At 72.5% G+C, this 26,839-nt stretch carries 22 protein-coding genes; 13 read left to right on the top strand and 9 right to left on the bottom strand.

What is annotated here, in order from left to right:
* Window positions 1-243: 243 nt before the first annotated feature.
* On the top strand, window positions 244-4,866 hold the full coding sequence (gene gltB / locus IE239_RS04130; RefSeq protein ID WP_190147856.1) for a glutamate synthase large subunit: 4,623 nt from the start codon (window positions 244-246) through the stop codon (window positions 4,864-4,866).
* Entirely contained in the window at window positions 4,859-6,322 is a 1,464-nt protein-coding gene (locus tag IE239_RS04125) for a glutamate synthase subunit beta (protein ID WP_190147855.1), read from the top strand. Before gltB ends, IE239_RS04125 begins: the two co-directional genes overlap by 8 nt.
* Window positions 6,323-6,487: 165 nt before the next feature.
* Here the strand turns inward: IE239_RS04125 and IE239_RS04120 are convergent, their stop codons facing one another.
* Entirely contained in the window at window positions 6,488-7,444 is a 957-nt protein-coding gene (locus IE239_RS04120) for a chitosanase (protein WP_229877787.1), read from the bottom strand.
* Between the two features lie 106 nt (window positions 7,445-7,550).
* Between IE239_RS04120 and IE239_RS04115 the strand changes: the two genes are divergently transcribed.
* Complete coding sequence (locus IE239_RS04115; protein WP_190147854.1) at window positions 7,551-8,273, top strand: vWA domain-containing protein; 723 nt, start codon at window positions 7,551-7,553, stop codon at window positions 8,271-8,273.
* Between the two features lie 24 nt (window positions 8,274-8,297).
* Here IE239_RS04115 and IE239_RS04110 read toward each other — a convergent pair whose 3' ends face one another.
* A complete protein-coding gene (locus IE239_RS04110; RefSeq protein WP_190147853.1) occupies window positions 8,298-8,870 on the bottom strand; it encodes a TetR/AcrR family transcriptional regulator in 573 nt (190 codons plus the stop codon).
* 121 nt (window positions 8,871-8,991) lie between these two features.
* Between IE239_RS04110 and IE239_RS04105 the strand changes: the two genes are divergently transcribed.
* A complete protein-coding gene (locus IE239_RS04105; RefSeq protein WP_190147852.1) occupies window positions 8,992-9,483 on the top strand; it encodes an FBP domain-containing protein in 492 nt (163 codons plus the stop codon).
* A 2-nt stretch (window positions 9,484-9,485) separates the two neighbouring features.
* Here IE239_RS04105 and IE239_RS04100 read toward each other — a convergent pair whose 3' ends face one another.
* Both IE239_RS04100 and IE239_RS04095 read right to left on the bottom strand, forming a co-directional pair.
* The gene (locus IE239_RS04100; RefSeq protein WP_190148045.1) at window positions 9,486-10,436 is read right to left on the bottom strand and encodes an acyl-CoA dehydrogenase family protein; all 951 of its coding nucleotides are present in this window, start codon (window positions 10,434-10,436) and stop codon (window positions 9,486-9,488) included.
* Between the two features lie 23 nt (window positions 10,437-10,459).
* Entirely contained in the window at window positions 10,460-11,602 is a 1,143-nt protein-coding gene (locus IE239_RS04095) for an acyl-CoA dehydrogenase family protein (RefSeq protein ID WP_190147851.1), read from the bottom strand.
* A 60-nt stretch (window positions 11,603-11,662) separates the two neighbouring features.
* On the opposite strand from IE239_RS04095, the gene IE239_RS04090 reads away from it, so the two are divergent.
* The 3 genes from IE239_RS04090 (at window position 11,663) to IE239_RS04080 (ending at window position 14,407) form a co-directional block, all read left to right on the top strand.
* Window positions 11,663-12,451: an SDR family oxidoreductase gene (locus IE239_RS04090; protein ID WP_190147850.1), complete on the top strand. Its 789-nt coding sequence runs from the start codon at window positions 11,663-11,665 to the stop codon at window positions 12,449-12,451.
* Window positions 12,452-12,477: 26 nt separating this feature from the next.
* Window positions 12,478-13,095: a TetR/AcrR family transcriptional regulator gene (locus IE239_RS04085; protein ID WP_190147849.1), complete on the top strand. Its 618-nt coding sequence runs from the start codon at window positions 12,478-12,480 to the stop codon at window positions 13,093-13,095.
* A gap of 154 nt (window positions 13,096-13,249) precedes the next feature.
* A complete protein-coding gene (locus IE239_RS04080; protein ID WP_190147848.1) occupies window positions 13,250-14,407 on the top strand; it encodes an acetyl-CoA C-acetyltransferase in 1,158 nt (385 codons plus the stop codon).
* 27 nt (window positions 14,408-14,434) lie between these two features.
* Here the strand turns inward: IE239_RS04080 and IE239_RS04075 are convergent, their stop codons facing one another.
* From IE239_RS04075 to IE239_RS04060, 4 genes are read right to left on the bottom strand one after another with little or no spacing between them, the layout of a single operon-like run.
* On the bottom strand, window positions 14,435-15,493 hold the full coding sequence (locus IE239_RS04075) for an NAD(P)H-dependent flavin oxidoreductase (protein ID WP_190147847.1): 1,059 nt from the start codon (window positions 15,491-15,493) through the stop codon (window positions 14,435-14,437).
* Window positions 15,493-16,212 carry a CoA-transferase subunit beta gene (locus IE239_RS04070; protein ID WP_190147846.1) on the bottom strand — a complete coding sequence of 240 codons (720 nt, stop codon included), beginning with the start codon at window positions 16,210-16,212 and terminating at the stop codon, window positions 15,493-15,495. The genes IE239_RS04075 and IE239_RS04070 overlap by 1 nt, the downstream gene beginning before the upstream one ends.
* Entirely contained in the window at window positions 16,209-17,045 is an 837-nt protein-coding gene (locus IE239_RS04065) for a CoA transferase subunit A (protein WP_190147845.1), read from the bottom strand. The genes IE239_RS04070 and IE239_RS04065 overlap by 4 nt, the downstream gene beginning before the upstream one ends.
* Window positions 17,038-17,799 carry an enoyl-CoA hydratase family protein gene (locus tag IE239_RS04060; protein WP_190147844.1) on the bottom strand — a complete coding sequence of 254 codons (762 nt, stop codon included), beginning with the start codon at window positions 17,797-17,799 and terminating at the stop codon, window positions 17,038-17,040. Before IE239_RS04060 ends, IE239_RS04065 begins: the two co-directional genes overlap by 8 nt.
* 54 nt (window positions 17,800-17,853) lie before the next feature.
* Here IE239_RS04060 and IE239_RS04055 point away from each other — a divergent pair, with 54 nt between their 5' ends.
* Both IE239_RS04055 and IE239_RS04050 read left to right on the top strand, forming a co-directional pair.
* On the top strand, window positions 17,854-18,594 hold the full coding sequence (locus tag IE239_RS04055; RefSeq protein ID WP_190147843.1) for an SDR family oxidoreductase: 741 nt from the start codon (window positions 17,854-17,856) through the stop codon (window positions 18,592-18,594).
* Window position 18,595: 1 nt separating this feature from the next.
* Window positions 18,596-19,564 (top strand): SDR family oxidoreductase, encoded by a 969-nt coding sequence (locus IE239_RS04050; RefSeq protein ID WP_190147842.1) that lies wholly within the window; start codon window positions 18,596-18,598, stop codon window positions 19,562-19,564.
* 120 nt (window positions 19,565-19,684) lie between these two features.
* Here IE239_RS04050 and IE239_RS04045 read toward each other — a convergent pair whose 3' ends face one another.
* A complete protein-coding gene (locus IE239_RS04045; RefSeq protein ID WP_190147841.1) occupies window positions 19,685-20,611 on the bottom strand; it encodes a hypothetical protein in 927 nt (308 codons plus the stop codon).
* A gap of 85 nt (window positions 20,612-20,696) precedes the next feature.
* On the opposite strand from IE239_RS04045, the gene IE239_RS04040 reads away from it, so the two are divergent.
* The 4 genes from IE239_RS04040 to IE239_RS04025 all read left to right on the top strand — a co-directional run bounded on the left by IE239_RS04040 (window position 20,697) and on the right by IE239_RS04025 (window position 26,834).
* Window positions 20,697-21,068, top strand: coding sequence for a chorismate mutase (locus tag IE239_RS04040; RefSeq protein WP_190147840.1), 372 nt, complete (start codon window positions 20,697-20,699; stop codon window positions 21,066-21,068).
* Window positions 21,069-21,158: 90 nt separating this feature from the next.
* A complete protein-coding gene (pepN, locus tag IE239_RS04035; protein ID WP_190147839.1) occupies window positions 21,159-23,660 on the top strand; it encodes an aminopeptidase N in 2,502 nt (833 codons plus the stop codon).
* A 388-nt stretch (window positions 23,661-24,048) separates the two neighbouring features.
* On the top strand, window positions 24,049-25,416 hold the full coding sequence (locus IE239_RS04030; protein ID WP_190147838.1) for a pyridoxal phosphate-dependent decarboxylase family protein: 1,368 nt from the start codon (window positions 24,049-24,051) through the stop codon (window positions 25,414-25,416).
* Window positions 25,413-26,834, top strand: coding sequence for a lysine N(6)-hydroxylase/L-ornithine N(5)-oxygenase family protein (locus tag IE239_RS04025; RefSeq protein WP_190147837.1), 1,422 nt, complete (start codon window positions 25,413-25,415; stop codon window positions 26,832-26,834). The genes IE239_RS04030 and IE239_RS04025 overlap by 4 nt, the downstream gene beginning before the upstream one ends.
* Window positions 26,835-26,839 lie beyond the last annotated feature (5 nt).

The following is a 26,839-nucleotide window of genomic DNA, read 5'->3' as shown; positions in this document are numbered from 1 at the left end:
CGCCCCCTTCCGGCCCGGCGGGCCGCGATCTGATCGATCTCCTCCCGTCCGGTCCCCACATACTTTTCAGCCACGTCCGGGGTATCCCGCCGCCGGCCCGTGGCGTCCGCATGCTGGAACGGAGTATCCGGTTCCCGAGAACCGCTCCATCATGTAACCTGCACGAAATTTTGCGTTACGCAGAGGGCCAACGTCGTCCCTTCGCCAGCAGACATGCCACTTGAGACGACGACGGGAGAGCCGATGCGTACGCCGCGCCAGCCGTCCCAGCATTCCGCGAATGGCCAGAACTGGTCCTTCATGGATGCTCGCCCTGCCGCGCAGGGTATGTACGACCCCCGCAACGAGCACGACGCCTGTGGCGTCGGATTCGTGGCCACCCTCACCGGCGAGGCGAGCCATGCGCTGGTCGAGCAGGCGCTCACCGTTCTGCGCAACCTCGAACACCGCGGCGCCACCGGCTCCGAGCCGGACTCCGGCGACGGCGCGGGCATCCTGACCCAGGTCCCGGACGCCTTCTTCCGCGAGGTCGCCGGATTCGAGCTCCCCGAGGCCGGCCACTACGCCGTCGGCATCGCCTTCCTCCCCGAGGAAGGCATGGCGGACACGGTCGCGCAGATCGACACGATCGCCGGCGAGGAGGGCCTCACCGTCCTCGGCTGGCGCGAGGTGCCGGTCGCCCCCGAACTGCTGGGCGCCACCGCCCGCTCGACGATGCCCGCGTTCCGCCAGGTCTTCGTCACCGACGGCCGGTCGCAGGGCATCGACCTCGACCGCAAGGCGTTCGTGCTGCGCAAGCGCGCCGAGCGCGAGGCCGGCGTGTACTTCCCGTCGCTCTCCGCGCGGACCATCGTCTACAAGGGCATGCTGACCACCGGCCAGCTGGAGCCCTTCTTCCCGGACCTGTCCGACCGCCGCTTCGCCTCGGCCGTGTCGCTCGTCCACTCGCGCTTCTCCACGAACACCTTCCCCTCGTGGCCGCTCGCGCACCCCTACCGCTTCGTCGCGCACAACGGCGAGATCAACACCGTCAAGGGCAACCGCAACTGGATGCGCGCCCGCGAGTCCCAGCTGGGCTCGGACCTGTTCGGCCCCGCCGGCGCCGGACACGACGGCTCCGACAAGACGGCCATCGAGCGGATCTTCCCGGTGTGCACGCCGGACGCCTCCGACTCGGCGTCCTTCGACGAGGTGCTCGAGCTGCTCCACCTCGGCGGCCGCTCGCTGCCGCACTCCGTGCTGATGATGATCCCGGAGGCGTGGGAGAACCACGACTCCATGGACCCGGCCCGGCGCGCCTTCTACCAGTTCCACTCCACGCTCATGGAGCCCTGGGACGGCCCGGCCTGCGTCACCTTCACCGACGGCGTCCAGGTCGGCGCCGTGCTCGACCGCAACGGTCTGCGCCCCGGCCGCTACTGGGTCACCGACGACGGCCTCGTCGTCCTCGGCTCCGAGGTCGGCGTCCTCGACATCGACCCGGCCAAGGTCGTCCGCAAGGGACGCCTGCAGCCCGGCCGCATGTTCCTCGTCGACACCGCCGAGCACCGCATCATCGAGGACGACGAGATCAAGGCGCAGCTCGCCGCCGAGAACCCCTACGCCGAGTGGCTGGAAGCCGGCGAGATCGAGCTGGTCGACCTGCCCGAGCGCGAGCACATCGTGCACACCCACGCCTCGGTCACCCGCCGCCAGCAGACCTTCGGCTACACCGAGGAAGAGCTGCGCATCATCCTCGCGCCGATGGCCAAGACCGCCGGCGAGCCCCTCGGCTCCATGGGCACGGACTCGCCGATCGCCGCGCTCTCCGCCCGCCCCCGCCTGCTGTTCGACTACTTCACGCAGCTGTTCGCGCAGGTCACCAACCCGCCGCTGGACGCCATCCGCGAGGAGCTCGTCACCTCGCTGCGCTCCTCCCTGGGCCCCGAGGGCAACCTGCTGGAACCCACCGCCGCGTCCTGTCGCTCGGTCACCCTGCCGTTCCCGGTGATCGACAACGACGAGCTCGCCAAGCTCATCCACATCAACGCCGACGGCGACATGCCCGGCTTCAAGGCCACCACGCTCTCCGGCCTGTACCGGGTGCACGGCGGCGGCGAGGCGCTGGCCGCGCGGATCGACGAGATCTGCGCCGAGGCCGACGCCGCCATCGACAACGGCGCCCGGCTCATCGTCCTGTCCGACCGCCACTCCGACGCCGAGCACGCGCCGATCCCCTCGCTGCTGCTCACCTCGGCCGTCCACCACCACCTCATCCGCACCAAGCAGCGCACCCAGGTGGGCCTGCTGGTCGAGGCCGGCGACGTCCGCGAGGTCCACCACGTCGCCCTGCTGATCGGGTTCGGCGCCGCCGCCGTCAACCCCTACCTCGCCATGGAGTCGGTCGAGGACCTGCTGCGCGCGGGCACCTTCCTCGACGGCATGGAGCCCGAGCAGGCGATCCGCAACCTGATCTACGCGCTCGGCAAGGGCGTCCTGAAGGTCATGTCCAAGATGGGCATCTCGACCGTCGCCTCCTACCGCGGCGCCCAGGTCTTCGAGGCCGTCGGTCTCGACGACGCCTTCGTCGACCGGTACTTCAGCGGCACCGCCACCAAGATCGGCGGCGTCGGCATCGACGTCGTCGCCAAGGAGGTCGCCGCCCGCCACGCCAAGGCCTACCCGGCCTCCGGCATCGCGCCGGCGCACCGCGCGCTGGACATAGGCGGCGAGTACCAGTGGCGCCGCGAGGGCGAGCCGCACCTGTTCGACCCCGAGACGGTCTTCCGCCTCCAGCACTCCACGCGCACGGCCCGCTACGACATCTTCAAGAAGTACACGGACCGCGTGAACGAGCAGTCCGAGCGCCTCATGACGCTGCGCGGCCTCTTCGGCCTCAAGTCCGACCGCCCGTCGATCCCCCTCGACGAGGTCGAGCCGGTCTCCGAGATCGTCAAGCGCTTCTCCACCGGCGCCATGTCGTACGGCTCCATCTCCCAGGAGGCGCACGAGACCCTCGCCATCGCCATGAACCAGCTGGGCGGCAAGTCCAACACCGGTGAGGGCGGCGAGGACCCGGAGCGCCTGTACGACCCGGCGCGCCGCTCCAGCATCAAGCAGGTCGCCTCCGGCCGCTTCGGCGTGACCTCCGAGTACCTGGTCAACGCCGACGACATCCAGATCAAGATGGCCCAGGGCGCCAAGCCCGGCGAGGGCGGCCAGCTGCCCGGCCACAAGGTCTACCCGTGGGTCGCCAAGACCCGGCACTCGACCCCGGGCGTCGGCCTGATCTCCCCGCCGCCGCACCACGACATCTACTCCATCGAGGACCTGGCCCAGCTGATCCACGACCTGAAGAACGCGAATCCGCGGGCGCGGATCCACGTGAAGCTGGTCTCGGAGGTCGGCGTCGGCACGGTCGCCGCGGGCGTGTCCAAGGCGCACGCGGACGTCGTGCTCATCTCCGGCCACGACGGCGGCACCGGCGCCTCCCCGCTCACCTCGCTCAAGCACGCGGGCGGCCCCTGGGAGCTCGGCCTCGCCGAGACCCAGCAGACCCTGCTGCTCAACGGCCTGCGCGACCGGATCGTGGTCCAGACCGACGGCCAGCTCAAGACCGGCCGTGACGTGATCATCGCCGCGCTGCTCGGAGCCGAGGAGTTCGGTTTCGCGACCGCCCCCCTCGTCGTCTCCGGCTGCGTCATGATGCGCGTCTGCCACCTGGACACCTGTCCTGTCGGCATCGCCACCCAGAACCCGGTGCTGCGCGACCGCTTCGCCGGCAAGGCCGAGTACGTCGTCAACTTCTTCCGCTTCATCGCCGAAGAGGTCCGCGAGCTGCTGGCCGAGCTGGGCTTCCGCTCGATCGAGGAGGCCGTCGGCCACGCCGAGGTCCTCGACGTCGAGCGCGCCGTCGACCACTGGAAGGCACAGGGCCTGAACCTGGCCCCGCTGTTCCACGTGCCCGCCCTGCCCGAGGGCGCCGCCCTGCACCAGGTCGTCGCCCAGGACCACGGCCTGGAGAAGGCGCTCGACAACGAGCTGATCAAGCTCGCCGCCGACGCCCTCGCCGCGGACTCCGCCAACGGCGCCCAGCCGGTGCGCGCCCAGGTCTCCATCCGCAACATCAACCGCACGGTCGGCACCATGCTCGGCCACGAGGTGACCAAGCGGTTCGGCGGCGCGGGCCTGCCCGACGACACCATCGACATCACCTTCACCGGCTCCGCCGGCCAGTCCTTCGGAGCCTTCCTCCCGCGCGGCGTCACGCTGCGCCTGGAGGGCGACGCCAACGACTACGTCGGCAAGGGCCTCTCCGGCGGCCGGGTGATCGTCCGTCCCGACCGGGGCGCCGACCACCTCGCCGAGTACTCCACGATCGCCGGCAACACCATCGCCTACGGCGCGACCGGCGGCGAGCTGTTCCTGCGCGGCCGCACCGGCGAGCGGTTCTGCGTCCGCAACTCCGGCGCGACGGTCGTCTCCGAGGGCGTGGGCGACCACGGCTGCGAGTACATGACCGGCGGCCGCGCGGTGGTCCTCGGTGAGACGGGCCGCAACTTCGCGGCCGGCATGTCCGGCGGCATCGCCTACGTGATCGACCTGAACCGCGACAACGTCAACGCGGGCAACCTCGCCGCCGTCGAGACGCCGGACGACGCGGACAAGCAGTGGCTGCACGACGTGGTGCGCCGCCATGCCGAGGAGACCGGTTCCACGGTCGCCGAGAAGCTGCTGGCCGACTGGGACGTGGCGGCAGAGCGCTTCAGCAAGATCATCCCTAGTGCTTACAAGGCAGTGCTCGCCGCCAAGGACGCCGCCGAGCAGGCGGGACTCTCCGAGTCCGAGATCACCGAGAAGATGATGGAGGCGGCGACCAATGGCTGACCCGAAGGGCTTTCTGAACCACGGCCGCGAGGTCGCCAGGTCCCGTCCCGTCGACGTGCGTCTGAAGGACTGGAACGAGGTCTACGTCCCCGGTTCGCTGCTGCCGATCATCGGCAAGCAGGCCGGCCGGTGCATGGACTGCGGCATCCCGTTCTGCCACAACGGCTGTCCGCTGGGGAACCTCATCCCCGAGTGGAACGACTACGCCTACCGTGAGGACTGGTCGGCGGCGTCGGAGCGGCTGCACGCCACGAACAACTTCCCGGAGTTCACCGGGCGGCTGTGTCCGGCCCCCTGCGAGTCGGCGTGCGTGCTCGGCATCAACCAGCCGCCGGTCACCATCAAGAACGTCGAGGTCTCGATCATCGACAAGGCGTGGGAGACCGGTGACGTCGCCCCGCAGGCCCCCGAGCGTCTGTCCGGCAAGACCGTCGCGGTCATCGGCTCGGGCCCGGCGGGCCTGGCCGCCGCCCAGCAGCTGACCCGGGCCGGTCACACCGTCGCCGTGTACGAGCGCGCGGACCGCATCGGAGGCCTCCTCCGTTACGGCATCCCCGAGTTCAAGATGGAGAAGCGGCACATCAACCGCCGTATCGAGCAGATGCGCGCGGAGGGCACCCGCTTCCGCACCGGCATCGAGATCGGCCGCGACCTCAAGGCGACCGACCTCAAGAAGCGTTACGACGCCGTCGTCATCGCCGCCGGCGCCACGACCGCCCGCGACCTGCCGGTCCCCGGCCGTGAGCTCAAGGGCGTGTACCAGGCGATGGAGTACCTGCCGCTGGCCAACAAGGTGCAGGAGGGCGACTTCGTGGCGCCCCCGGTCTCGGCCGAGGGCAAGCACGTCGTCGTCATCGGCGGCGGCGACACCGGCGCGGACTGCGTGGGCACCGCCCACCGTCAGGGCGCGGCCTCGGTCACCCAGCTGGAGATCATGCCCCGTCCGGGCGACGAGCGGGACGCGGTCTCCCAGCCGTGGCCGACCTTCCCGATGCTCTACAAGGTCACCAGCGCGCACGAGGAGGGCGGCGAGCGGGTCTACTCCGTCTCCACCACCCACTTCGAGGGCGACGAGGACGGCAACGTCCAGTGGCTGCACCTCACCGAGGTCGAGTTCGTCGAGGGCAGGTTGACCCAGAAGCCGGGCACGGAGCGCAAGATCCCCGCCCAGCTGGTGACGCTGGCGATGGGCTTCACCGGCACGGACCGCGAGAACGGTCTCGTCGAGCAGTTCGGCCTGGAGCTCGACGAGCGCGGGAACGTCGCCCGCGACGCCGACTTCGCGACCAACGTGCCGGGCGTGTACGTCGCCGGTGACGCGGGCCGCGGCCAGTCGCTCATCGTGTGGGCGATCGCGGAGGGCCGCTCGGCCGCCCGAGGAGTCGACCGCTTCCTGACCGGCGCGAGCGAGCTGCCGGCCCCGATCCGCCCGACGGACCGTTCGCTGACGGTCTGATCCCCCCTCCCGGGGGAACCCGGAGCGTCCCGTACAAAGGCGTGCGGAACACCACGCGGCGCCTGCCATGTCCCCGACCGGACCGGCAGGCGCCGCGGCATGTCCGGCGCACCCCGGCCGGGCGCACCCTGCGGACGGAGGCGTCCGCAGGGACGGAGGCGTCCGCTACGGCGCATGGAACGTCTCCCCGTACACCTGCCAGCGCAGTGGCGGACGCAGGTCGAGGTTGCCCTCCCGCAGGAAGCGGCGCTGGGCGGTGTCGACGCGTGAGGTGTCGATGCCGGGGTGCCGGATCAGCATCGCGCGGCGGCGGGCGTCGAGGAACGCGCCGAGGTAGGCGGCCTCGTCGCCGCCCTGGGCCGGGGTGCGGGCCTGGCGCGTCGCACGGGCCCGGATGCCGTCGAAGCTGGTCGCGCCCGTGCCGGGGCCGTGGAAGACCAGCGCGTCGTAGTAGATGAACTGGCCCAGCGCGCCCAGCCCGTCGGCCCGGCCCCGACGGACCGCCGGATCGAAGTAGACGCGGTCGCGCTCGGCGTCCTGCGCGGCCCGGAAGGCCGGGACCCGCGACTCGGCGCGCCAGGCGTCGGGGAAGCCGGGGTCGAGACCCTCGTGCGAGTCGGTGCCGTCGACGCGGCGCAGGGCGGGCAGGTAGGGGGCGAGCGCGTTGTCCGGACGGGCGCGGGTGTAGCCCTCGACGAGGGCGAGCAGATCGTGGGTGCCGGTGCAGAAGCCGATCAGGCCCGCCGTGTAGCCCTGGCCGTCCCCGATGTCCTCGACATAGCCGTACGCGCTGCGCCAGTTCAGGGTGCCGTTCTCCGCGCTGGCCACGATCTGCTGGGCCAGTTCCTTCTGCGCCGGGGCGGCCAGACCGGGCGCGGTCGCCGGCGCCCCGGCCGCCGGACGGGCGGGCGGTGCGGAGGGGCGGGCCGGCGCGGACCGTTCGGCCTGGGAGGGTCGTCCGGGCTGGGAGGGGTGTCCGGGCTGCGCACGGCGGTCGGCCTGTGCGGGGCGTTCGCGCTGCACCGGGCCTGCGTCCTGGGCGGGTCGGGCGGTCTGCGAGGGGGTGAGCAGGTACACCGTCGACGCCACTGCGGCGCAGACCAGGGCGGCGGCACGTTTCATGCCGCACACCCTAGAGCGGGAATGTCGCGTTCCTTGTCATTTCATCATCATCGGTCGATGTGCGAACAGATGGGCGAGCCCTGGCGGTTGTGGGAGGCTGTGCGCCATGCCCGCGATCAGTCTCACCAAGGTCCAGCAGACCGCGCCCGCGCTGGTCGACCTCTACAAGAAGGCCGGGGTGTCCCTCGCCGCGCACGGTCTCGCCGGGCAGCGGGCCGCCGTCTATCTCGTCGTCGACTACTCGGGGTCGATGAAGCCGTACTACCAGGACGGCAGCGTGCAGGCCCTCGCCGACCGGGTGCTGGGGCTGTCGGCCCATCTCGACGACGACGGGCGGGTGCCGGTCGTCTTCTTCTCCACCGACGTCGACGCCGTCACCGACGTCGAACTCGCCGACCACCGGGGGCGGGTGGACCGGATCGTGGCCGGGCTCGGACACATGGGCAGGACCAGCTACCACCTGGCCATGGACGCCGTCATCGACCACTACCTCGACAGCGGCTCGAAGGACCCCGCGCTCGTCGTCTTCCAGACCGACGGCGGCCCGATCAACAAGCTCGCCGCCGAACGCTATCTGTGCAAGGCCTCGAAGCTGCCGCTGTTCTGGCAGTTCATCGGCTTCGGCGACCGGGGCAGCAAGCAGTTCGACTTCCTGCGCAGGCTCGACGACCTGCCCGTCCCGGCGAAGCGGGCCGTCGACAACGCCGGCTTCTTCCACGCCGGTTCGGATCCGCGCACGGTCTCGGACGCGGAGCTGTACGACCGGCTGGTGAGCGAGTTCCCGAAGTGGCTGACGGCCGCGCGGGCCCGGGGGATCGTCACGGCGTAGCCGGGTCCGCCCCGTCCCGGCCCCTCACCGCTCGGGCGGCCAGTTGCGCAGCAGCACGTCGAGGGCGTCCAGGATCCGCGTCCAGGTCTCCTCGGTGTCGGGGGCGCTGTGGCTGAACCCGCCGCCCAGCTCCAGGCTGACGTAGCCGTGGAAGACGCTGCCCAGCAGGCGGACGGCGTGCGTCTGGTCCGGCTCGGCGAGGTCGTAGCCGCGCAGGATCGCGCGGGTCATACGGGCGTGCCGGCCGCCCGCGCTCGCGGCCGCCGCCTCGGGGTCCAGCCGCAGCTGGGCCGCGGCATAGCGGCCGGGGTGCTCACGGGCGTAGTCGCGGTAGACGTCGGCCAGCGCGGTCAGGGCGTCCTTGCCCGCCCGCCCGGCCAGCGCGACGTCGCCCCGGTCGGCGAGCTCGGCCAGCGCCAGCAGGGCGATCCGGGTCCGCAGGTCGTCGGAGTTCCTCACATGCGAGTACAGGCTCGCGACCTTGACGTCGAAGCGCCTGGCCAGCGCCGACACGGTCACCTGGTCGAAGCCGACCTCGTCGGCGAGTTCCGCGCCCGCCCGGACCAGGCGTTCCGTGCTCAGCCCCACGCGCCCCATGCTCGTCTCCCGCCTGGATCCGTCGCTCGACGCAGCGAGCCTCCTGCCGATGGCCATTATGCGCCACCCGTAGCAGAATAAGTATTTGCCTAAAGCATTTAGGCAAATTAGCCTGCCTGACATGAAGCCGCTGACCGAACAAGAGATCCGCGCCGCATTCGTCAACTGCACCAAGGGCGAGGCGAAGCGCCTGTCCGTGCCGCGCGACCTGGCCGACCGGCCCTGGGACGACCTCGACTACCTCGGCTGGCGGGACCCCCAGGCCCCCGACCGCGCCTACCTCGTCATGGAACTGGACGGCCGGCCCAGAGCCCTCCAGCTGCGCTCGACCCACTCCGGCTCCGGGCAGGCCCGGCGCAGCATGTGCACGATGTGCCTGACCACCCACTCCGGCGGCGTCTCCCTGATGGTCGCGCCCAAGGCGGGCAGAGCCGGCCAGCAGGGCAACTCCGTGGGCGCCTACATCTGCAGCGACCTCGCCTGCTCCCTGTACGTGCGGGGCAAGCGGGACGCGGGCGCCGGGGCCCGCCTGCACGAGACGATCACACTGGAGGAGAAGATCGAACGCACCGTGGCCAACCTCGCCGCGTTCCTCGCCAAGGTGACCGCCTGAGGCTATCCGTGGGCGCGCAGCACCTCCGCCCGGCACTCGTCCGGCGTGCCCCAGGCCGTGCGCAGGGCGCGGGCCTTGGTGAGCCAGAGCGACAGGTCGTACTCCGCCGTGTAGCCGATCGCGCCGTGCAGCTGGAGCGCGGCGCGCGCGCTCGCGTACGCCGCCTCGCCCGCGCTCGCCTTCGCCGCCGCGACGTCCGCGGCCGACATCGTCACGGCGGCCCCCAGCACCAGGGGACGGGCGAACTCCAGGGCGATCTTCACATCGGCCAGCCGGTGCTTGACTGCCTGGAACGAGCCTATGGGCACCCCGAACTGGACGCGCCGGCCGACATGGGCCACCGTCCGCTCCAGCAGCGCCAGACCGACGCCGAGGGCCTGGGCGGCGGTGGCGAGCCGGGCCCACAGCAGCGCGTCGTCCACGGCCGGGGCCGGAGTCAGGAGTTCGCCGCCCGGCAGCAGCCGGGTGAGACGACGGGCGGGGTCCAGGGACGGCCGCACCGGGCCGTGCCCGGGGGCGAGCCGCAGGCCGTCGGCGCCCAGGGCCAGCCGGAGCGTGGCCGCGTCGCCGTCCAGGGCGTAGGAACCCTCGCGGGCCACCGTCGCCGTCGACCGGCCCGAGGCCAGCGCCGCGAGGAACCGCCCGGCGGGCCCCGGGTCGCGCAGCAGGGCCGCCGCGGCGACCGTCTCCACCAGCGGGCCCGGAACGGCGTGCCGCCCCAGCTCCACGAAGGCCACCGCCAGCTCCACCGGCCGGGGCCCGAACCCGTCGTGCTTCTCGGGGACCGCCAGGGCGAAGACCCCCGCGTCGGCGATCCGGGACCACAGCGCGCGCCCGCGCCCGTGGTCCCCGCGGCTCCAGTCACGGACCGCCGCCGCGGTGCCCGCCGCGCCCAGCATCGCGTCCAGCGACCGCGCGAACGCCCGCTGTTCGGCGTCGAGCAGGAACCTCATCGGCGCGGGCGCCCGCGACGCGGTCATGTCCGCCGTCCCTTCGGCAGGCCGAGCAGGCGCTCGGCGACGATGTCGCGCTGGACCTCGTTGGCGCCCGCGTAGATCGGCCCGGCGAGGGAGAAGACGTACCGCTCGGACCAGTCCGTGTCGCCACGCTCCCCGTCCTCGCCCAGCAGGTCCAGCGCCGTCTCGTGCAGCGCAATGTCGTACTCCGACCAGAACACCTTGTTCAGGCTCGACTCCGGGCCGAGCCGCTCGCCGGCCAGGAAGCGGGACGCGGCCGCCCAGGTGAACAACTGGTACGCCCGGGCGCCGATCAGGGCGTCGGCCACCCGGTTCGCCGCACCGGGCGGACTGCCCCGGTCCTGCCACAGGGCATGCAGCCGCTCGGCCGACGCGAGGAAGCGGCCGGGGGAGCGCAGGGTGAGCCCGCGCTCGTTGGCCGCCGTCGACATCGCGATGCGCCAGCCCTCGCCCGGCCGCCCGATCACGTCCTCGTCCGGCACGAACACCTCGTCCAGGAACAGCTCGGCGAAGGCCGGTTTCCCGTCGAGGCGGCCGACGGGGCGGACGGTGACGCCGGGGGCCCGCAGGTCGAACATGAAGTAACCGAGGCCCCGGTGCGGTGCGCCGGCGTCGGGATCGGTACGGAACAGGCCGAAGGCACGGTCGGCGAAGGCCGCGCGCGAGGACCACGCCTTCTGGCCGCTCAGCAGCCAGCCGCCGTCCGCGCGGACCGCCCTGGCGCGCAGCGCCGCCAGGTCCGAGCCGGCCTCGGGCTCCGACCAGGCCTGCGCCCAGACGACCTCGCCGGCGGCCATCGCGGGCAGCACGCGGGAACGCTGCTCCTCGGTGCCGTGGTCGAACAGGGTGGGCGCGAGCAGGCTCACGCCGTTCTGGCCGACCCGGCCGGGGGCGCCCGCCGCCCAGTACTCCTCCTCGAACAGCAGCCAGCGCGTCAGCCCGCAGTCCCGGCCGCCGTAGCGGGTCGGCCAGTTCACCGCCGACCAGCCGTCCGCGGCCAGCTCCGCCTCCCACGCGCGGTGCGCGGCGAAGCCCTCGGCGGTCTCCAGGGACGGCAGCGGCCGCGCCGGCACGTGCGCGTGCAGCCAGGCCCGGGCCTCGGCGCGGAACGCCTCGTCGGCGGGGGAGTGTGCGAGGTCCACGGCCACCCTCTTTCCCGAACGTTCTTCCCTAACAAGTGTTTGGTAGGTTAGCGTGCTGTCATGACGAACGTCGAGGGTCCGCCGTACGTTCCCGGGCACGCGCTGCTCGACGGACGCACCGCGGTGATCACCGCGGCGGCCGGCGCGGGCATCGGCGGAGCCACCGCGCGCCGCTTCCTCGAAGAAGGCGCCCGCGTCCTGATCAGCGACGCCCACCCGCGCCGGCTCAAGGCCCACGAGGCCGAGCTCGCCGAGGAGTTCGGCCCGGCGGCGGTGACGGCCCTGCCCTGCGACGTCACCGACGAGCGCCAGGTGCGAGCCCTGTTCGACGCCGCCGTCGCGGCACACGGCCGCCTCGACGTCGTCGTCAACAACGCCGGACTGGGCGGAACCGCACCCCTGGCCGACATGAGCGACGAACAGTGGACACGGGTCCTGGACGTCACGCTGAACGGCACCTTCCGGTGCACCAGGGCCGCCCTGCGGCTGATGCGGACGAGCGGCGGCGGCGTCATCGTCAACAACGCCTCCGTCGTCGGCTGGCGCGCCCAGGCCGGACAGGCGCACTACGCCGCCGCGAAGGCGGGCGTGATGGCCCTGACCCGCTGCGCGGCCGTCGAGGCGGCCGCCTACGGGGTACGGGTCAACGCCGTCTCGCCGAGCCTGGCCATGCACCCGCACCTGGTGAAGGTCACCACGCCCGAACTGCTCGCGGAGCTCACCGAACGCGAGGCCTTCGGGCGGTACGCGCAGCCCTGGGAGGTGGCCAACGTGATCGTCTTCCTGGCCTCGGACTACTCCTCGTACATGACGGGCGAGGTCGTCGCCGTCAGCAGCCAGCACGCCTGACGACCGGAGCAGCCCACAATGGACCCGTGCCGACCAAGAAGAAGCCCCAGGTGACCGCCGCGCCCGCGCGCCGCGGCGAACTGCTCGAGACGGCCGCCGAGGTCTTCGCCGAGCAGGGTTACAACGCCACCACCGTGCGCAAGATCGCCGACCACGCGGGCATGCTCGCGGGCAGCCTCTACTACCACTTCGACTCCAAGGAGTCGATGCTCGAAGAGATCCTGCGCACCTTCCTCGACGAGCTGTGGGACGGCTACGACGCCGTCCTGGCCGCCGGCGAGGGCCCCCGCGAGACGCTCGAGGCGCTGGTCACCGAGTCGTTCCGGGAGATCGACCGGCACCGCGCCGCCGTGGCGATCTACCAGAAGGAGAGCCGTCAGCTCGTCGCGCACGAACGGTTCGCGTTCCTCGCCGAGTCGCAGCGCAGGTTCGAGAAGGCGTGGCTGTCCACGCTGGAACGCGGCGTCGCGGAGCAGGTCTTCCGCGCCGACCTCGACGTGCGGCTCACCTACCGCTTCGTCCGCGACACCGTCTGGGTCGCCGCGTCCTGGTACCGGCCCGGCGGGCAGCACAGCCCGGACGAGATCGCCCGGCAGTACCTGTCGATGGTGCTCGACGGGATCGCCGTGAGCAAGGAGCCGTGAGCGAACAGCCGCACGCGAAGAACCGCACGCGAAGCACCGCACGCGAAGAACCGCACGCGAAGAACCGCACGCGAACAGCCGCACGCGCACAACCGCAGTGAACAGCCGCAGGTGAACAGTCCCAGCAAGTGCCCCTTTCCCTGAGGGAGTTGCCATGGCCGAGGCCTACATCGTCGAAGCGGTCCGTACGCCCGTGGGGCGGCGCGCAGGAGGTCTGTCCGGGGTGCACCCGGCCGATCTCGGGGCGCACGTGCTCAAGGAACTCGTCTCGCGCGCGGGCGTCGACCCCGCGGCCGTCGAGGACGTCGTCTTCGGCTGCCTGGACGCCGTCGGACCGCAGGCCGGGGACATCGCGCGGACCTGCTGGCTGGCCGCGGGACTGCCCGAGGAGGTGCCGGGCGTGACCGTGGACCGCCAGTGCGGCTCCTCGCAGCAGGCCGTGCACTTCGCCGCGCAGGGCGTGCTGTCCGGAACACAGGACCTGGTGGTCGCGGGCGGCGTGCAGAACATGTCGCAGATCCCGATCGCCTTCGCCACCCGCCAGGCCGCCGAACCGCTCGGCTTCACCCAGGGCCCCTTCGCGGGCAGCGAGGGATGGCGCGCCCGGTACGGGAACCGGCCCGTCAACCAGTTCGCCGGCGCGGAGATGATCGCCGCCAAGTGGGGCATCACCCGCCAGGACCAGGAGGAGTTCGCGCTGCGCTCGCACCGGCGCGCCGTCCGCGCCCTCGACGAGGGCCGCTTCACGCGCGAGACCGTCGCCCACGGGCAGGTCACCGCCGACGAGGGCCCCCGCCGGGACACCTCCCTGGAGAAGATGGCCGCGCTCAAGCCCGTCATCGACGGCGGCACCGTCACCGCTGCCTGCTCCTCGCAGGTCTCCGACGGGGCGGCCGCCCTGCTGCTGGCCTCCGAGGACGCCGTCCGCGCACACGGGCTGCGGCCCCGGGCCCGCGTCCACCACCTCTCCGTGCGCGGCGAGGACCCCATCCGCATGCTCACCGCCCCGATACCGGCCACCGCGCACGCCCTGAAGAAGACCGGCCTCACGATCGACGACATCGACCTCGTCGAGATCAACGAGGCCTTCGCGCCCGTCGTCCTGGCCTGGCTGAAGGAGACCGGCGCGGACCCGGAGAGGGTCAACGTCAACGGCGGCGCGATCGCCCTCGGCCACCCCCTCGGCGCGACCGGCGCGAAGCTGATGACGACCCTCCTGCACGAACTGGAACGCACCGGCGGCCGCTACGGCCTCCAGACGATGTGCGAGGGCGGCGGCCAGGCCAACGTGACCATCATCGAGCGGCTGTGAGAGGGGCGCGGTGCGGCGGCGGGCCCGTCAGCGGGCGGGCCGCACGGTGCTCAGGGCCGTCAGCCGGTCCGCCGCCTCCCGCATGACACGCTCGACCAGCTCCGCGCACGACGGCAGGTCGCCGATCACCCCGGCGGCCTGCCCGGAGGCCATCACTCCCGCATCCGTGCGCCCCTCCACCATCGCTGACCGCAGCAGCATCGGCGTGTTCGCGGCCAGCAGCACCTGACTGAAGGAGAGATCCTTGCCGTGACGCAGCGCCAGCCCGTCGCGGACCATCTGCCCCCAGGTCAGACCCGACAGCCTGCGGAACGCGGCCGCGTGCCGCACCGCCCGCAGCAGGGCCCTGGCCCGCCCCGCGTCCTCCAGGGCGCCGACCAGCTCCGAGCGCAGCATGCGGTGCGGAAGGCCGTCCACCGCCCGGGTGACGACGACGTCCCGCACCGCCGCCGCCAGATACCGGGCCTTCACCGCGTCCGGGACCGGCGAGTCCGACGTCAGCAGGAACCGGGTGCCCATCGCCACGCCCGCCGCCCCGTACGCCAGCGCCGCCACCAGCCCCCGCCCGTCGAAGAACCCGCCGGCCGCCACGACCGGGACGTCCACGGCGTCCACCACCTGCGGCAGCAGCACCGTCGTGGCCACCTCGCCGGTGTGGCCGCCGCCCTCGCCGCCCTGCACGATCACCGCGTCCGCCCCCCACGCGACGACCTTCTCGGCGTGCCGACGGGCCCCGACCGACGGGATGACGACGACGCCCGCCGCCTTGAGCTCGGCGATCAGCTCGCGGGACGGCGCGAGCGCGAAGGACGCCACCCGCACCCCCTCGTCGACGACGATCCGCACCCGCTCGCCCGCGTCCGCCGCGTCGGCCCGCAGATTGACGCCGAACGGCGCGTCCGTACGCGCCTTCACCTCCCGCACCGCCGCCCGCAGCTGGTCCAGGGTCATCGTGGCGGAGGCCAGGACGCCCAGCGCCCCCGCGTTCGCCGTCGCCGACACCAGGCGCGGACCCGCCACCCATCCCATGCCGGTCTGCACGATCGGATGGCGCACCCCGACCAGCCGGGTCAGTGCCGTCTCCATCACCCGGCGACCTCCCGCGCGCGGGCTCCGTCCGGGTCGATCACCTCGCGGATCAACCGCAGCTCCGCAGCCGTCGGCTCGCGCGTGTACGGCACCTCGGGCGGGACCACGAGCTCGAAGGCCGTCGCCTCACGGACCTGCTCGACGCTCACCCCCGGATGCAGCGAGGCCAGCCGCATCGACCGGTCGGGGGTGGCGAAGTCGAAGACGCCGAGGTCGGAGACGACCCGCGGGATACGGTGATGACGCGCACCGGCCGCACGGTCGTAGCCGACCCCGCACACCATGTCCACCTTCTCGACGAACACCCGCCGCGAATGCCGGGGAACCCAGTAACTGGTCGGATTGTTCAAGGTGTTGACCGGCGCACCCCGCACACCGAGGAGCTGGCGCACCGGCTTCGCCCAGTCGCCGATGCAGGAGATGTTCTGGTTGCCGTACCGGTCGATCTGGCTCGCGCCCATCATCACGTGCCGCCGGCCCCCGGTGACCAGCGCCAGATGCAGGCGGTACGGCAGCCAGCCCTCCACTGTGCCGTCGGGGTCGACGAGCAGAGCCTCACCGTCCGTCAGCAACAGCTCCGGCGAGAACGTGCGCCGGGCGAGCCTCGCGCCGACCGACGGGATCACGCCCATCGGGCTCGCCAGGATCTCACCCGCCCCCCGCCACGCCTCCGCGCAGGCGACGACGCAGTACTCCGCCCGAGTCACCGCGCTCACGTCGCCTCCCCGGCCGCCGCACGGTAAGCCTGTTCGTCCCCGGCGAGGAACCGGGCCGAGAACTCCGGCCACGGCGTGGTCGCGTACCGCCTCTGGAAGGCCTCGTCCCGGCCGTAGTCGGGAGCGCAGGACGTGAAGTGCGCCCCGTGGGGCGCCTCGACGACGCCCGTCACCGAGTGCCGCCTGATCAGCAGCGACTGCGGCGCCGCCTCCTTCGTCAACTCCGCGGTGTCGACGATCCGTTCGCAGCTGACGTACGCCGCGTCGGCGGCCTCGCAGAAGAGGTCGTCGAAGTACGGGTCCGGGCCCAGATACTGGCCGTTGCCCCGCCGGTCGGCCCGGTTGACGTGCACCAGGGCCGCGTCCAGCCGCAGGGCCGGCATGGCCACGAACGTCTCCGCGTCCTCGTAAGGCGACGTCACCGTCCGCAGCCCGGGGTTGACCCGCATCACGTCCGAGCCCAGGCCCGCACGCACCGGCAGGAACGGCAGCCGGTGCGCGGCCGCGCGCAGCCCCCACATGAACATCGCCTCGTCGACCTCCGTCAGCTCGAAGGCGCCCCGCTCACGGGCCGCGCGGTAGTGCGGTTCGAGAGGGATCGAGTCGAGCGTGGCGAACGCGGCGACCAGCCTGCGGATGCGTCCGGCCGCCGCGAGCATGCCGACGTCCGGACCGCCGTACGAGACCACCGTGAGGTCGGTGACCGGCGAACGCAGCAGCGCCCGCACCAGGGCCATAGGCTTGCGGCGCGAGCCCCACCCGCCGATGCCGACGGTCATGCCGCTCTCCAGACGGGAGACGGCCTCGTCGGCGCTCATCGTCTTGTCACTCACCCGAACCCCTCTCGCCGGCTCCCGAGCCGAAGGTGTCGCGAACCCGGTCGGCGACCCCGCCGACGCTCGCCTCGTAGGTGAAGCCCTGCTCGAAGCGGTAGCTGCGGCGCACGTCCACCGGGTCGATGCCGTTGAGAGCCGCCTTCGCCAGCCGCAGCAGCTCACCGTCCTTCGCGGCGATCTCCCGCGCCAGCTCCAGCGCGGCCGACTCCAGTTCGTCCGGGGGCGTCACCCGCCACACCGAGCCGTGCGCGTGCAACTCGGCCGCCGAGACCGTGCGCGCGGTGTAGTACAGCGCCCGCAGCAGATGCTGGGGCACCAGCCGGGCCAGATGCGTGGCCGCGCCCAGCGCGCCCCGGTCCAGCTCGGGCAGCCCGAACACGGCGTCCTCGCTCGCCACGATCACGTCCGCATTGCCCACCAGGCCGACCCCGCCGCCCAGACAGAAGCCCCGCACCGCCGCCACCACCGGGACCTCGCACTCGTACACCGCCGCGAAAGCCTCGAAGCAGCCGCGGTTGGCTCCGACGAGCGCCTCCCCGCCCCGCGCCTGGATCTCCTTGATGTCGACGCCCGCGTTGAACCCCCGCCCTCGGGCAGCGAGCACCACGCACCGCGTCGCCGGATCACGGCCGGCCGCGCGCACCGCGTCCGCCAGGGCGAACCAGCCGGTCACCGGCAGCGCGTTCACCGGCGGGAAGTCCACGAGGACCAGCGAAATCCCCTTTTCCGGGGACGAGGTGGAGACACCCATGGAAGCATCAGCTACCTTTCCACCAAACGTTTGTTAGGTGGAAGGTAGCAGCGAATGGAGCTGAACGGGAAGGTCGCCGTCGTCACCGGAGGCACCCGAGGCGTGGGCGCCGGGATCGCGCACGCCCTCGCCCACGCGGGCGCCGACGTCGTCGTCTGCGCCCGACGCCCGCCGCGGACCCCCCTCGACCAGGCCCGGTTCATCCCGCTCGACGTGTGCGACGCCGACGCCGTGCGGGCCTTCTTCGCCGACCTGCCCCGACTGGACGTCCTCGTCAACAACGCCGGCGGCGCCCCCTACCGCCCCCTCGCCCACGCCGACGCCCGACGGCACGCACGCGTCATCGAACTCAACCTCCTCGCCCCCCTGACCGTCTCCCTGGCCGCCCACGACCACCTCGCCCACACCCGGGGATCCGTCCTGATGATCGGCAGCGTCAGCGGCGCCCGCCCCTCACCCGGGACCGCCGCATACGGCGCGGCCAAGGCCGGCCTGGAGAGCCTCGCCCGCTCCATGGCCGTGGAATGGGCCCCCCGGGTGCGGGTGAACACCCTGGTCGTCGGCATGGTCCGCACCGAACGGAGCCATCTCCACTACGGCGGCGACGACGGTCTGCGGGCCGTCGCCCGCACCGTCCCCCTCGGCCGGCTCGCCGAGCCCGCCGACGTCGGCGCCGCGGCCGTCTTCCTCGCCTCCGACGCGGCCCGCTACATCAGCGGAGCGAGCCTGCTCATCCATGGAGGCGGCGAACGGCCCGCCTTCCTCGACGCCGCAACGGCCAACAAGGAGACCTGAGATGAGCGCAATCTGCGACGGAAGGGTCGTCGTCGTCACCGGAGCCGGGCGCGGCCTCGGACGCGCCCACGCCCTCGCCTTCGCCGCACAGGGAGCCCGCGTCGTCGTCAACGACCTCGGCGTCACCCTGGACGGCACCCCCCACACCCCGGGCCCCACCGGCACCCGCCACACCCCGGGCTCCACCGGCACCCCCGGCGTCCTCCGCTCGGACGGCCCGGCCGCCGCCGTGGTCGCCGAGATCCGCGCGGCCGGCGGAGAGGCGATCGCCCACGGCGGCGACATCGCCACCCCCGAGGGCGCCGCATCCCTCGTCACGACCGCCCTGGAGGCCTACGGCCGCCTCGACACCCTCGTCAACAACGCCGGGTTCCTGCGCGACCGCATGCTCGTCAACCTCGACGAGGACGACTGGGACGCCGTCCTGCGCGTCCACCTCAAAGGCCACTTCCTCCCCCTGAAACACGCCGCCGCACACTGGCGCGCCGAGCACAAGGCCGGCCGCACACCCCACGCCCGGATCGTCAACACCTCCAGCGGCGCCGGGCTCCTCGGCTCCGTCGGACAGGGCAACTACAGCGCCGCCAAGGCCGGCATCGTCGCCCTGACCCTCGTCGCCGCCGCCGAACTCGCCCGCTACGGCGTCCAGGTCAACGCGATCGCCCCCGCCGCCCGCACCCGCATGACGCAGCGCGCCTTCGCCGAGACCATGGCCGCCCCTGCCACCGGATTCGACGCCATGGCCCCCGAGAACGTCTCCCCGCTCGTCGTCTGGCTCGGCTCGGCCGCGAGCGAAGGCGTCACCGGGCGCGTCTTCGAGACCGAGGGCGGACGGATCACCGTCATGGAGGGCTGGCGGCCCGGCCCCGCCCTCGACAAGGGAGCGCGGTGGGACCCGGCCGAGCTGGGGGAGGCCGTACAGGAACTGCTGGCCCTGGCGCCACCCCCGGGAGCCGTCTACGGAACCTGAACCCCGGACCACCGCCGACGCCCACCCACCGCCGACGGCCACTGATCACCACCGGCCCCGACCGCCCACCACAACCGACCGTCGTCTACCCCCACGCCCGACCGCCCCGCGCGCGTCCGCCTACGTGTCGCACTCCAGCACCGTGCGGCACAGCCCGCACCGGGCCCGCACCCGGCCCCGCACCGGCACCCGGATCCGCTGATGGCAGGTGGGACACGGGAACGTCACCCGCAACGGCCCGGCCGGATCCGCCGCGAACGCGTACGGCACATCCCCCACAGCCTCCCCGGACCCGTACCCCCGCCCATACCCCTGCCCCTGCCCGTGGCCCTGAGCCTGACGACGGTCACGGGCGTACCGCCGCCGGCCCGACCAGCCCGCCGCCGTCAGCGGAGGCTGCCGCTCGTCACGACGGGCCCGCTCCAGCCCCCGCTCGTACGCCGTGTACGCCTGCGCACTGGTGAACCACACCGACGGATCCTCACCGAACGCCAGCGACCGCTTCGCCAGCACGTACCCGAACTCCTCCGGCGTGAGATACCCCAGCTTCTGCGACGACGCCCCGTCCTCCCGGTACGCGTCCAGCAGCAGCCAGCCCGCCCCCAGATACGTCGTCGCCGTGTCCGTGAGGATCTCGTTGTCCCGCGTCCCCGGGAACGACAGATCCACCCGGTGCAGATACACATGCATGATCTCGTGCGCCAGAGCCGCCCCGATGTCCCGCCGATGCCCCCGGAAGCGGTCGTTCAACTCCACGAAGTACTCCGGGCCCGCCGTCAGCTCCACGTTCGCCGCATGCTGCATCTCGCGGAACGCCACGATCATCCGCGCGTCCGGCAACCGGAAATGCCGCACCAGCTCACGCGCCACCCGCTGCGCCCCCAGATGCAGGTCATCCGTGTCGCAGAACGCCACGTCGGCCGGCGGCACACTCGTCGCGAACTGCTGGACGGTGTCGTACGACAACCGCCGGTACAAGGCCGTGACAGCCGCCCGCACCGTCTCCAGATGCGGAAAACCGTGCTCGACCGGTCCGCCGTCGGCCACGCCAACACCCCCAGGACGCGTGCACCCGATTCCACTGTACGGGCCGCGCGTCCCCCCGCGAAGGCATGCCCTAGGGTGATCGCCCATGACCACCAGCAACACCCCCACCAGCAACACCCCGACCGGCGACGCCACCGCGACCGCCGTCGACCCCGCCGTACGCGAAGAGCTCGCCCGGCTCCGCGACAGCATCGACAACATCGACGCCGCCGTCGTCCACATGCTCGCCGAACGCTTCAAGGCCACCCAGCAGGTCGGCCACCTCAAGGCACGCCACCAGCTGCCCCCCGCCGACCCCACCCGCGAAGCCCGCCAGATCGAACGGCTGCGCGCCCTCGCCGAGAACGCCAAACTCGACCCCGCGTTCGCCGAGAAGTTCCTGAACTTCATCATCGCCGAGGTCATCCGCCACCACGAGCGCATCGCCGACGACACCGCCGCCCCCGCGAGCGGCTGACCGGCCGGACGCTCCGGCGCGAGAAGCGACATAACGCGCGTACCGATCCGCCCCTGTGCCCGGCCTGCGGTATCAGGCAGCATGTCGTGCATGTCCGTACTGACGCGCGACGAAGCGCTAAGCCGTGCCAAGCTCCTCGACGTCCACCGCTACACCATCGAGCTCGACCTGACGACCGGCGACGAGACCTTCGAGTCCGTCACCGTCATCCGGTTCGCCGCGCGCGCCAACGGGGACACCTTCGTCGAGGTCAGGCCCGACACCCTGCACTCCGTCACCCTCGACGGCGAGCCCCTCCGCCCCGGGACGCTCGACGACGGACGCATCGCCCTCGACGGCCTCACCGCCGGAGAGCACGAACTGCGCGTCCGGGCGGACATGCGCTACTCCCGCACCGGCGAGGGCATGCACCGCTTCACCGACCCCACCGACGGCGAGACCTACGTCTACACCCAGCTGTTCATGAACGACGTCCAGCGCGTCTTCGCCGCCTTCGACCAGCCCGACCTCAAAGCCGTCTTCGACGTGACGGTGAAAGCCCCCGAGAACTGGACCGTCCTCGCCAACGGCATCACCGAACACCTCGGCCGAGGCCGCTGGCAGGCCGCCCCCACCCCCCTCGTCTCCACCTACCTCGTCGCCGTGGCCGCCGGCCCCTGGCACACCGTGCGCACCGAACACCGCGGACTGCCCTTCGCCCTGCACTGCCGCCGCTCCCTGGCCCCCTACCTCGACGCCGACGCCGACGAACTCCTCGACATCACCCGCGCCTGCTACGACCGCTACCACGAGAAGTTCGAAGAGCCCTACCCCTTCGACTCCTACGACCAGGCCTTCGTCCCCGAGTTCAACGCCGGCGCCATGGAGAACCCCGGCCTCGTCACCTTCCGCGACGACTTCGTCTACCGCTCCGCCGTCACCGACACCGAACGCCAGACCCGCGCCATGGTCATCGCCCACGAGATGGCCCACATGTGGTTCGGCGACCTCGTCACCCTCCAGTGGTGGGACGACATCTGGCTCAACGAGTCCTTCGCCGAGTACATGGGCTACCAGACCCTCACCGAGGCCACCCGCTTCACCGACACCTGGACCGACTTCGGCGTCGTCCGCAAGGCCTGGGGCTACGACGCCGACCAACGCCCCTCCACCCACCCCGTCGCCCCCGAGAACGTCGACGACACCGCCTCCGCCCTGCTCAACTTCGACGGCATCTCCTACGCCAAGGGCGCCTCCGCCCTGCGCCAGCTCGTCACCTGGCTCGGCGAGAAACAGTTCCTCGCCGGCATCAACACCCACATCGCCCGGCACCGGTTCGCCAACGCCACCCTCGCCGACTTCATCGACTCCCTCGCCGCCCACACCGACCGCGACGTCCACGCCTGGGCCGACGCCTGGCTGCGCACCACCGGCGTCGACACCCTCACCCCCACCGTCAGCGGCGCCAACGGCGACCGCACCCTGACCGTCGCCCACCACGGCAGCCGCCCCCACCGCGTCGCCGTCGGCCTCTACGACCTCGACCTCGCCGACGAAGGCCGCCACCTCACCCTGCGCCGACGCCTCGAAGTCGACGTCCCGCAGAGCGACCCCCAGCCCATCGGCAAACTCCCCGCCCTCCTCCTGCTCAACGACGGCGACCTCACCTACACCAAGATCCGCTTCGACCCCGAGTCCTTCGCCACCGTCCGCAGCAACCTCTCCGGCCTGCCCGACCCCCTCACCCGCGCCGTCGTCTGGAACGCACTGCGCGACGCCGTCCGCGACGGCGAACTCGCCCCCGGCGCCTACCTCGACACAGCCCGCGCCCACCTCCCACAGGAAACCGACCTCGCCGTCACCCAAGGCGTCCTCGCCTTCGCCGCCGGCCAGATCGCCGACCGCTACGTCACTCCCGAGCAGCGCCCCGCCGCCCTCGCCACCCTCGCCACCCTCTGCCGCGACCTCATCCGCCGCACCGAGGACGGCGACCACCCCGGCCTGCGCCTCATCGCCGTACGCCACTTCATCGCCGTCGCCGCCCACCCCGACACCATCGCCGCCTGGCTCGCCGACGGCACCGTCCCCGGAGGCCCCGAACTCGACCCCGACCTGCGCTGGCGCGTCCTCGCCCGGCTCGCTGTCCTCGGCGCCACCGACGCCGACGCCATCGCCGCCGAACTCGCCGACGACCCCTCCGCCACCGGCCGGGAAGGCGCAGCCCGCTGCCGCGCCTCCCTCCCCGACGCGGACGCCAAGGAACAGGCCTGGGCGGCCATGTTCTCCTCCGACGGCCTCTCCAACTACCTCTTCAACGCCACCGCCCAGGGCTTCTGGCAGCCCGAACAGGCCGACCTCGTCAGCGACTACGTCCCCCGCTTCTTCGAGGACGCCGTCACCGTCGCGGCCCGTCGCGGCCCCGCCATCGCCGAGGCCATAGGACGCTGGGCGTTCCCCGCCCACGCCGTCGACCCCGAGACCCTGAGCCTGGGCGAACGGTGCCTCGCGACCGCCGGACCCACCCCGGCCCTGCGCCGCAAACTCATCGACCAACTCGACGACCTCACCAGGGCCCTGCGAGTCCGCAACCCCGACCGGCAGCTCCGCCCGTGACCGGTCGGCAGCTCCGCCCGTGACCGGCTGTCGCGTCATCCTTGACCGACCGGCGGACCGCCCGTGGCCGTCCGCCGGACCGTGCGTGACCGGCCTGCGGACCGCCGGTCACCACTGATCCGCGCTTGAACCAGGGACCCCGTGCCCGTTCCGCGCGGCGGGCCGAGACGCCGACCGGACCCCTGCAGCCGGGCCCTCCGCACCCGGGCCCCTCACAGCCGGGCCCCGCAACCGGGCCCGGCGCAGCTCGGCCCGGCGCACGCCCCCACCGGGTTCCCCCTACGGGAGTACCCCCTTTCGAGTACCGATCCCCGGGCTTCCGGGCGCGCCCGCGCCGACCCCGTACAAGCTGGAATCCCGCTGCCCCGCACCAGCCCGGAGAAGCCCCATGAGCACGCCGCCCCTCGCCTCGGGCCCCCAAGGACCCGAAGCCCTCAGGCCGCTGCTCGCGACCGTCCTCGACGCCCTCGCGGCAGGCGCCCGCTCACGCGGCGGCCCCCTCCCCGCCGGCGGACCCCGCGCCGTGACCGCCCGACTCGAAGACACCGTGGGCGACATCCTGCCCACCGACGGCGACCCCGACGCCCTCCACACTCTCGTCCGCGCCCTCACCGAAGGCTCCGCCGACCCCGCCCACCCCCACTGCACCGCCCACCTGCACTGCCCACCTCTCGCCGTCGCCACCGCCGCCGACCTCGCCGCGTCCGCCCTCAACCCCTCCCTCGACTCCTGGGACCAGGCCCCCGCCGCCTCCGCGCTCGAAACGCTCGTCACCCGGGCCCTCGCCGCCCACGCCGGCCTCACCGACGCCCTCGTCACCACCGGCGGCACCGAAGCCAACCAACTCGCCCTCCTCCTCGCCCGCGAAACCCACGGCCCCACCCTGACCCTCGTCTGCGGAGCCAACGCCCACCACTCCCTGCCCCGCGCCGCCTGGCTCCTCGGCCTCCCCGAACCCCTCATCCTCCCCACCCCCACCGGCACCCTCGACCCCACCGCCCTCCACCACGCCCTCACCACCCGACCCGACCCCCACCCGCCCGTCGTCGTGGCAGCCACCGCAGGCACCACCGACGCCGGCCTCATCGACCCTCTCCCCGCCATCAGCGCCCTGTGCCGCACCCACGGCGCCCGCCTCCACATCGACGCCGCCTACGGAGGCGGACTCCTCTTCAGCGACCGCCACCGCCCCAGACTCACCGGCCTCGACACCGCCCACACCGTCACCCTCGACCTGCACAAACTCGGCTGGCAACCCGCCGCCGCCGGCCTCCTCGCCGTCCGCGACCCCCACGACCTCACCGCCCTGCACCACCGCGCCGACTACCTCAACGCCGACGACGACACCGACGCCGGCCTCCCCGACCTCCTCGGCCGCTCCCTGCGCACCACCCGCCGCCCGGACATCCTCAAGATCGCCGCCACCCTCAAGACCCTCGGCCGCACCGGCCTCGGCGCCCTCGTCGACCAGGTCTGCGACCTCGCCGGCGACTTCGCCGACCTCATCGCCGCCCACCCCCGCCTCGAACTCCGCGCCCCGCCCACCATCAGCACCGTCCTCTTCCGCCCCGCCCACGCCACCGACGCGGCCGTCGCCGAAACCCGCCGCCGCCTCCTCACCGACGGCCGGGCCGTCCTCGGCCGCGCCCGCCTCGACGGCCGCCTCTGGCTCAAAGCCACCCTCCTCAACCCCCACACCCGCCCCGCAGACCTGACCGCCCTGCTGCACCTGGTGGAAGGAAACACCCCCACATGAGCACGCCCCCACCCCACGACACCGACACCCCCCGCGACCTCGTCGGCATCGGCGTCGGCCCCAGCAACCTCTCCCTCGCCGCCCTCGCCCACCCCCTCGCCCGACTCGACGCCGTCTTCTACGAACAACGCCCCCGCTTCGACTGGCACCCCGGCCTCCTCATCGACGGCGCCCGCGTCCAGGTCCCCTTCCTCGCCGACCTCGTCACCCTCGCCGACCCCACCAGCCCCTGGACCTTCCTCAACTACCTCAGAACCCACCACCGCCTCTACCCCTTCTACTTCGCCGAGCGCTTCCACACCCACCGCGCCGAATACGACGCCTACTGCCGCTGGGTCGCCGACAACCTCCCCGGACTCCACTTCCGCCACCAGGTCGACGCCGTCCGCTGGAACCCCGAACGCGAGGTCTTCGAGGTCGACCACACCCAACTCGACGCCGACGGCGAAGCCGAAGCCCTGGGCCGCACCCACACCCGCAACGTCGTCCTCGGCATCGGCACCGAGCCCCACGTCCCCGATCCCCTGCGCCCCCTCGTCGACGCACCCGGCGTCCCCGTCGTCCACGCCGCCGACTACCTCACCCACCGCGACACCCTCCTCGCCGCCGGCCACATCACCGTCGTCGGCTCAGGACAGTCCGGCGCCGAGATCTTCCTCGACCTCCTCCGCCACCGCCCCACCGGCCGCGAACGACTCCACTGGATCGGCCGCACCCACGCGTTCGCCCCCATGGAGTACTCCAAACTCGGCCTCGAACACTTCACCCCCGACTACACCCGCTACTTCCACGCCCTCCCCGAAAACGTCCGAGACCTGCTCACCGACGCCCAGTGGCAACTCCACAAAGGCATCGACGCAGGCACCCTCGCCGCCATCCACGACGAGCTCTACCGCCGCACCCTCGACGGCGACTGGCCCGACACCGTCCTCACCCCCGGCGTCCGCGTCCGCACCGCGGGACGCATCGCCACCACCAGAATCGAACTCCATCTCGAACACATCCAGCAGAACACCCGCACCCGCCTCACCACCGACGCCGTCGTCCTCGCCACCGGCCACCGCGAACGACCCCTCGACCGCATCCTCGCCGGCCTCGACCCCTACATCCGCCGCGACAACAGCGAACGCCCCCGCATCGACACACACTTCCGCCTCCTCCTCGACCCGGCCGTCACCGCCACCGGCTGCCACGTCTACGTCCAGAACGCCGAACGCCACACCCACGGCGTAGGCGCCCCCGACCTCGGCCTCACCGCCTGGCGCAGCGCCACCATCCTCAACACCCTCACCGCCGAAGAGCCCTACCCCCTCCCCACCCGCACCGCCTTCACCACCTTCGGCCTCCAACAACCACACCACCGCGTCCCACCGGCCCGACAGGCCCCCACCCTCACCCCACTCGTCGACCGCCGCTAGACACC

Origin of the sequence: Streptomyces humidus, assembly GCF_014649655.1 — a bacterium.
GTDB classification, from domain to species: Bacteria; Actinomycetota; Actinomycetes; order Streptomycetales; family Streptomycetaceae; genus Streptomyces; species Streptomyces humidus.
Note: the sequence above shows the minus strand (reverse complement) of the source record. Positions and strands in the feature narration are given on the sequence as shown.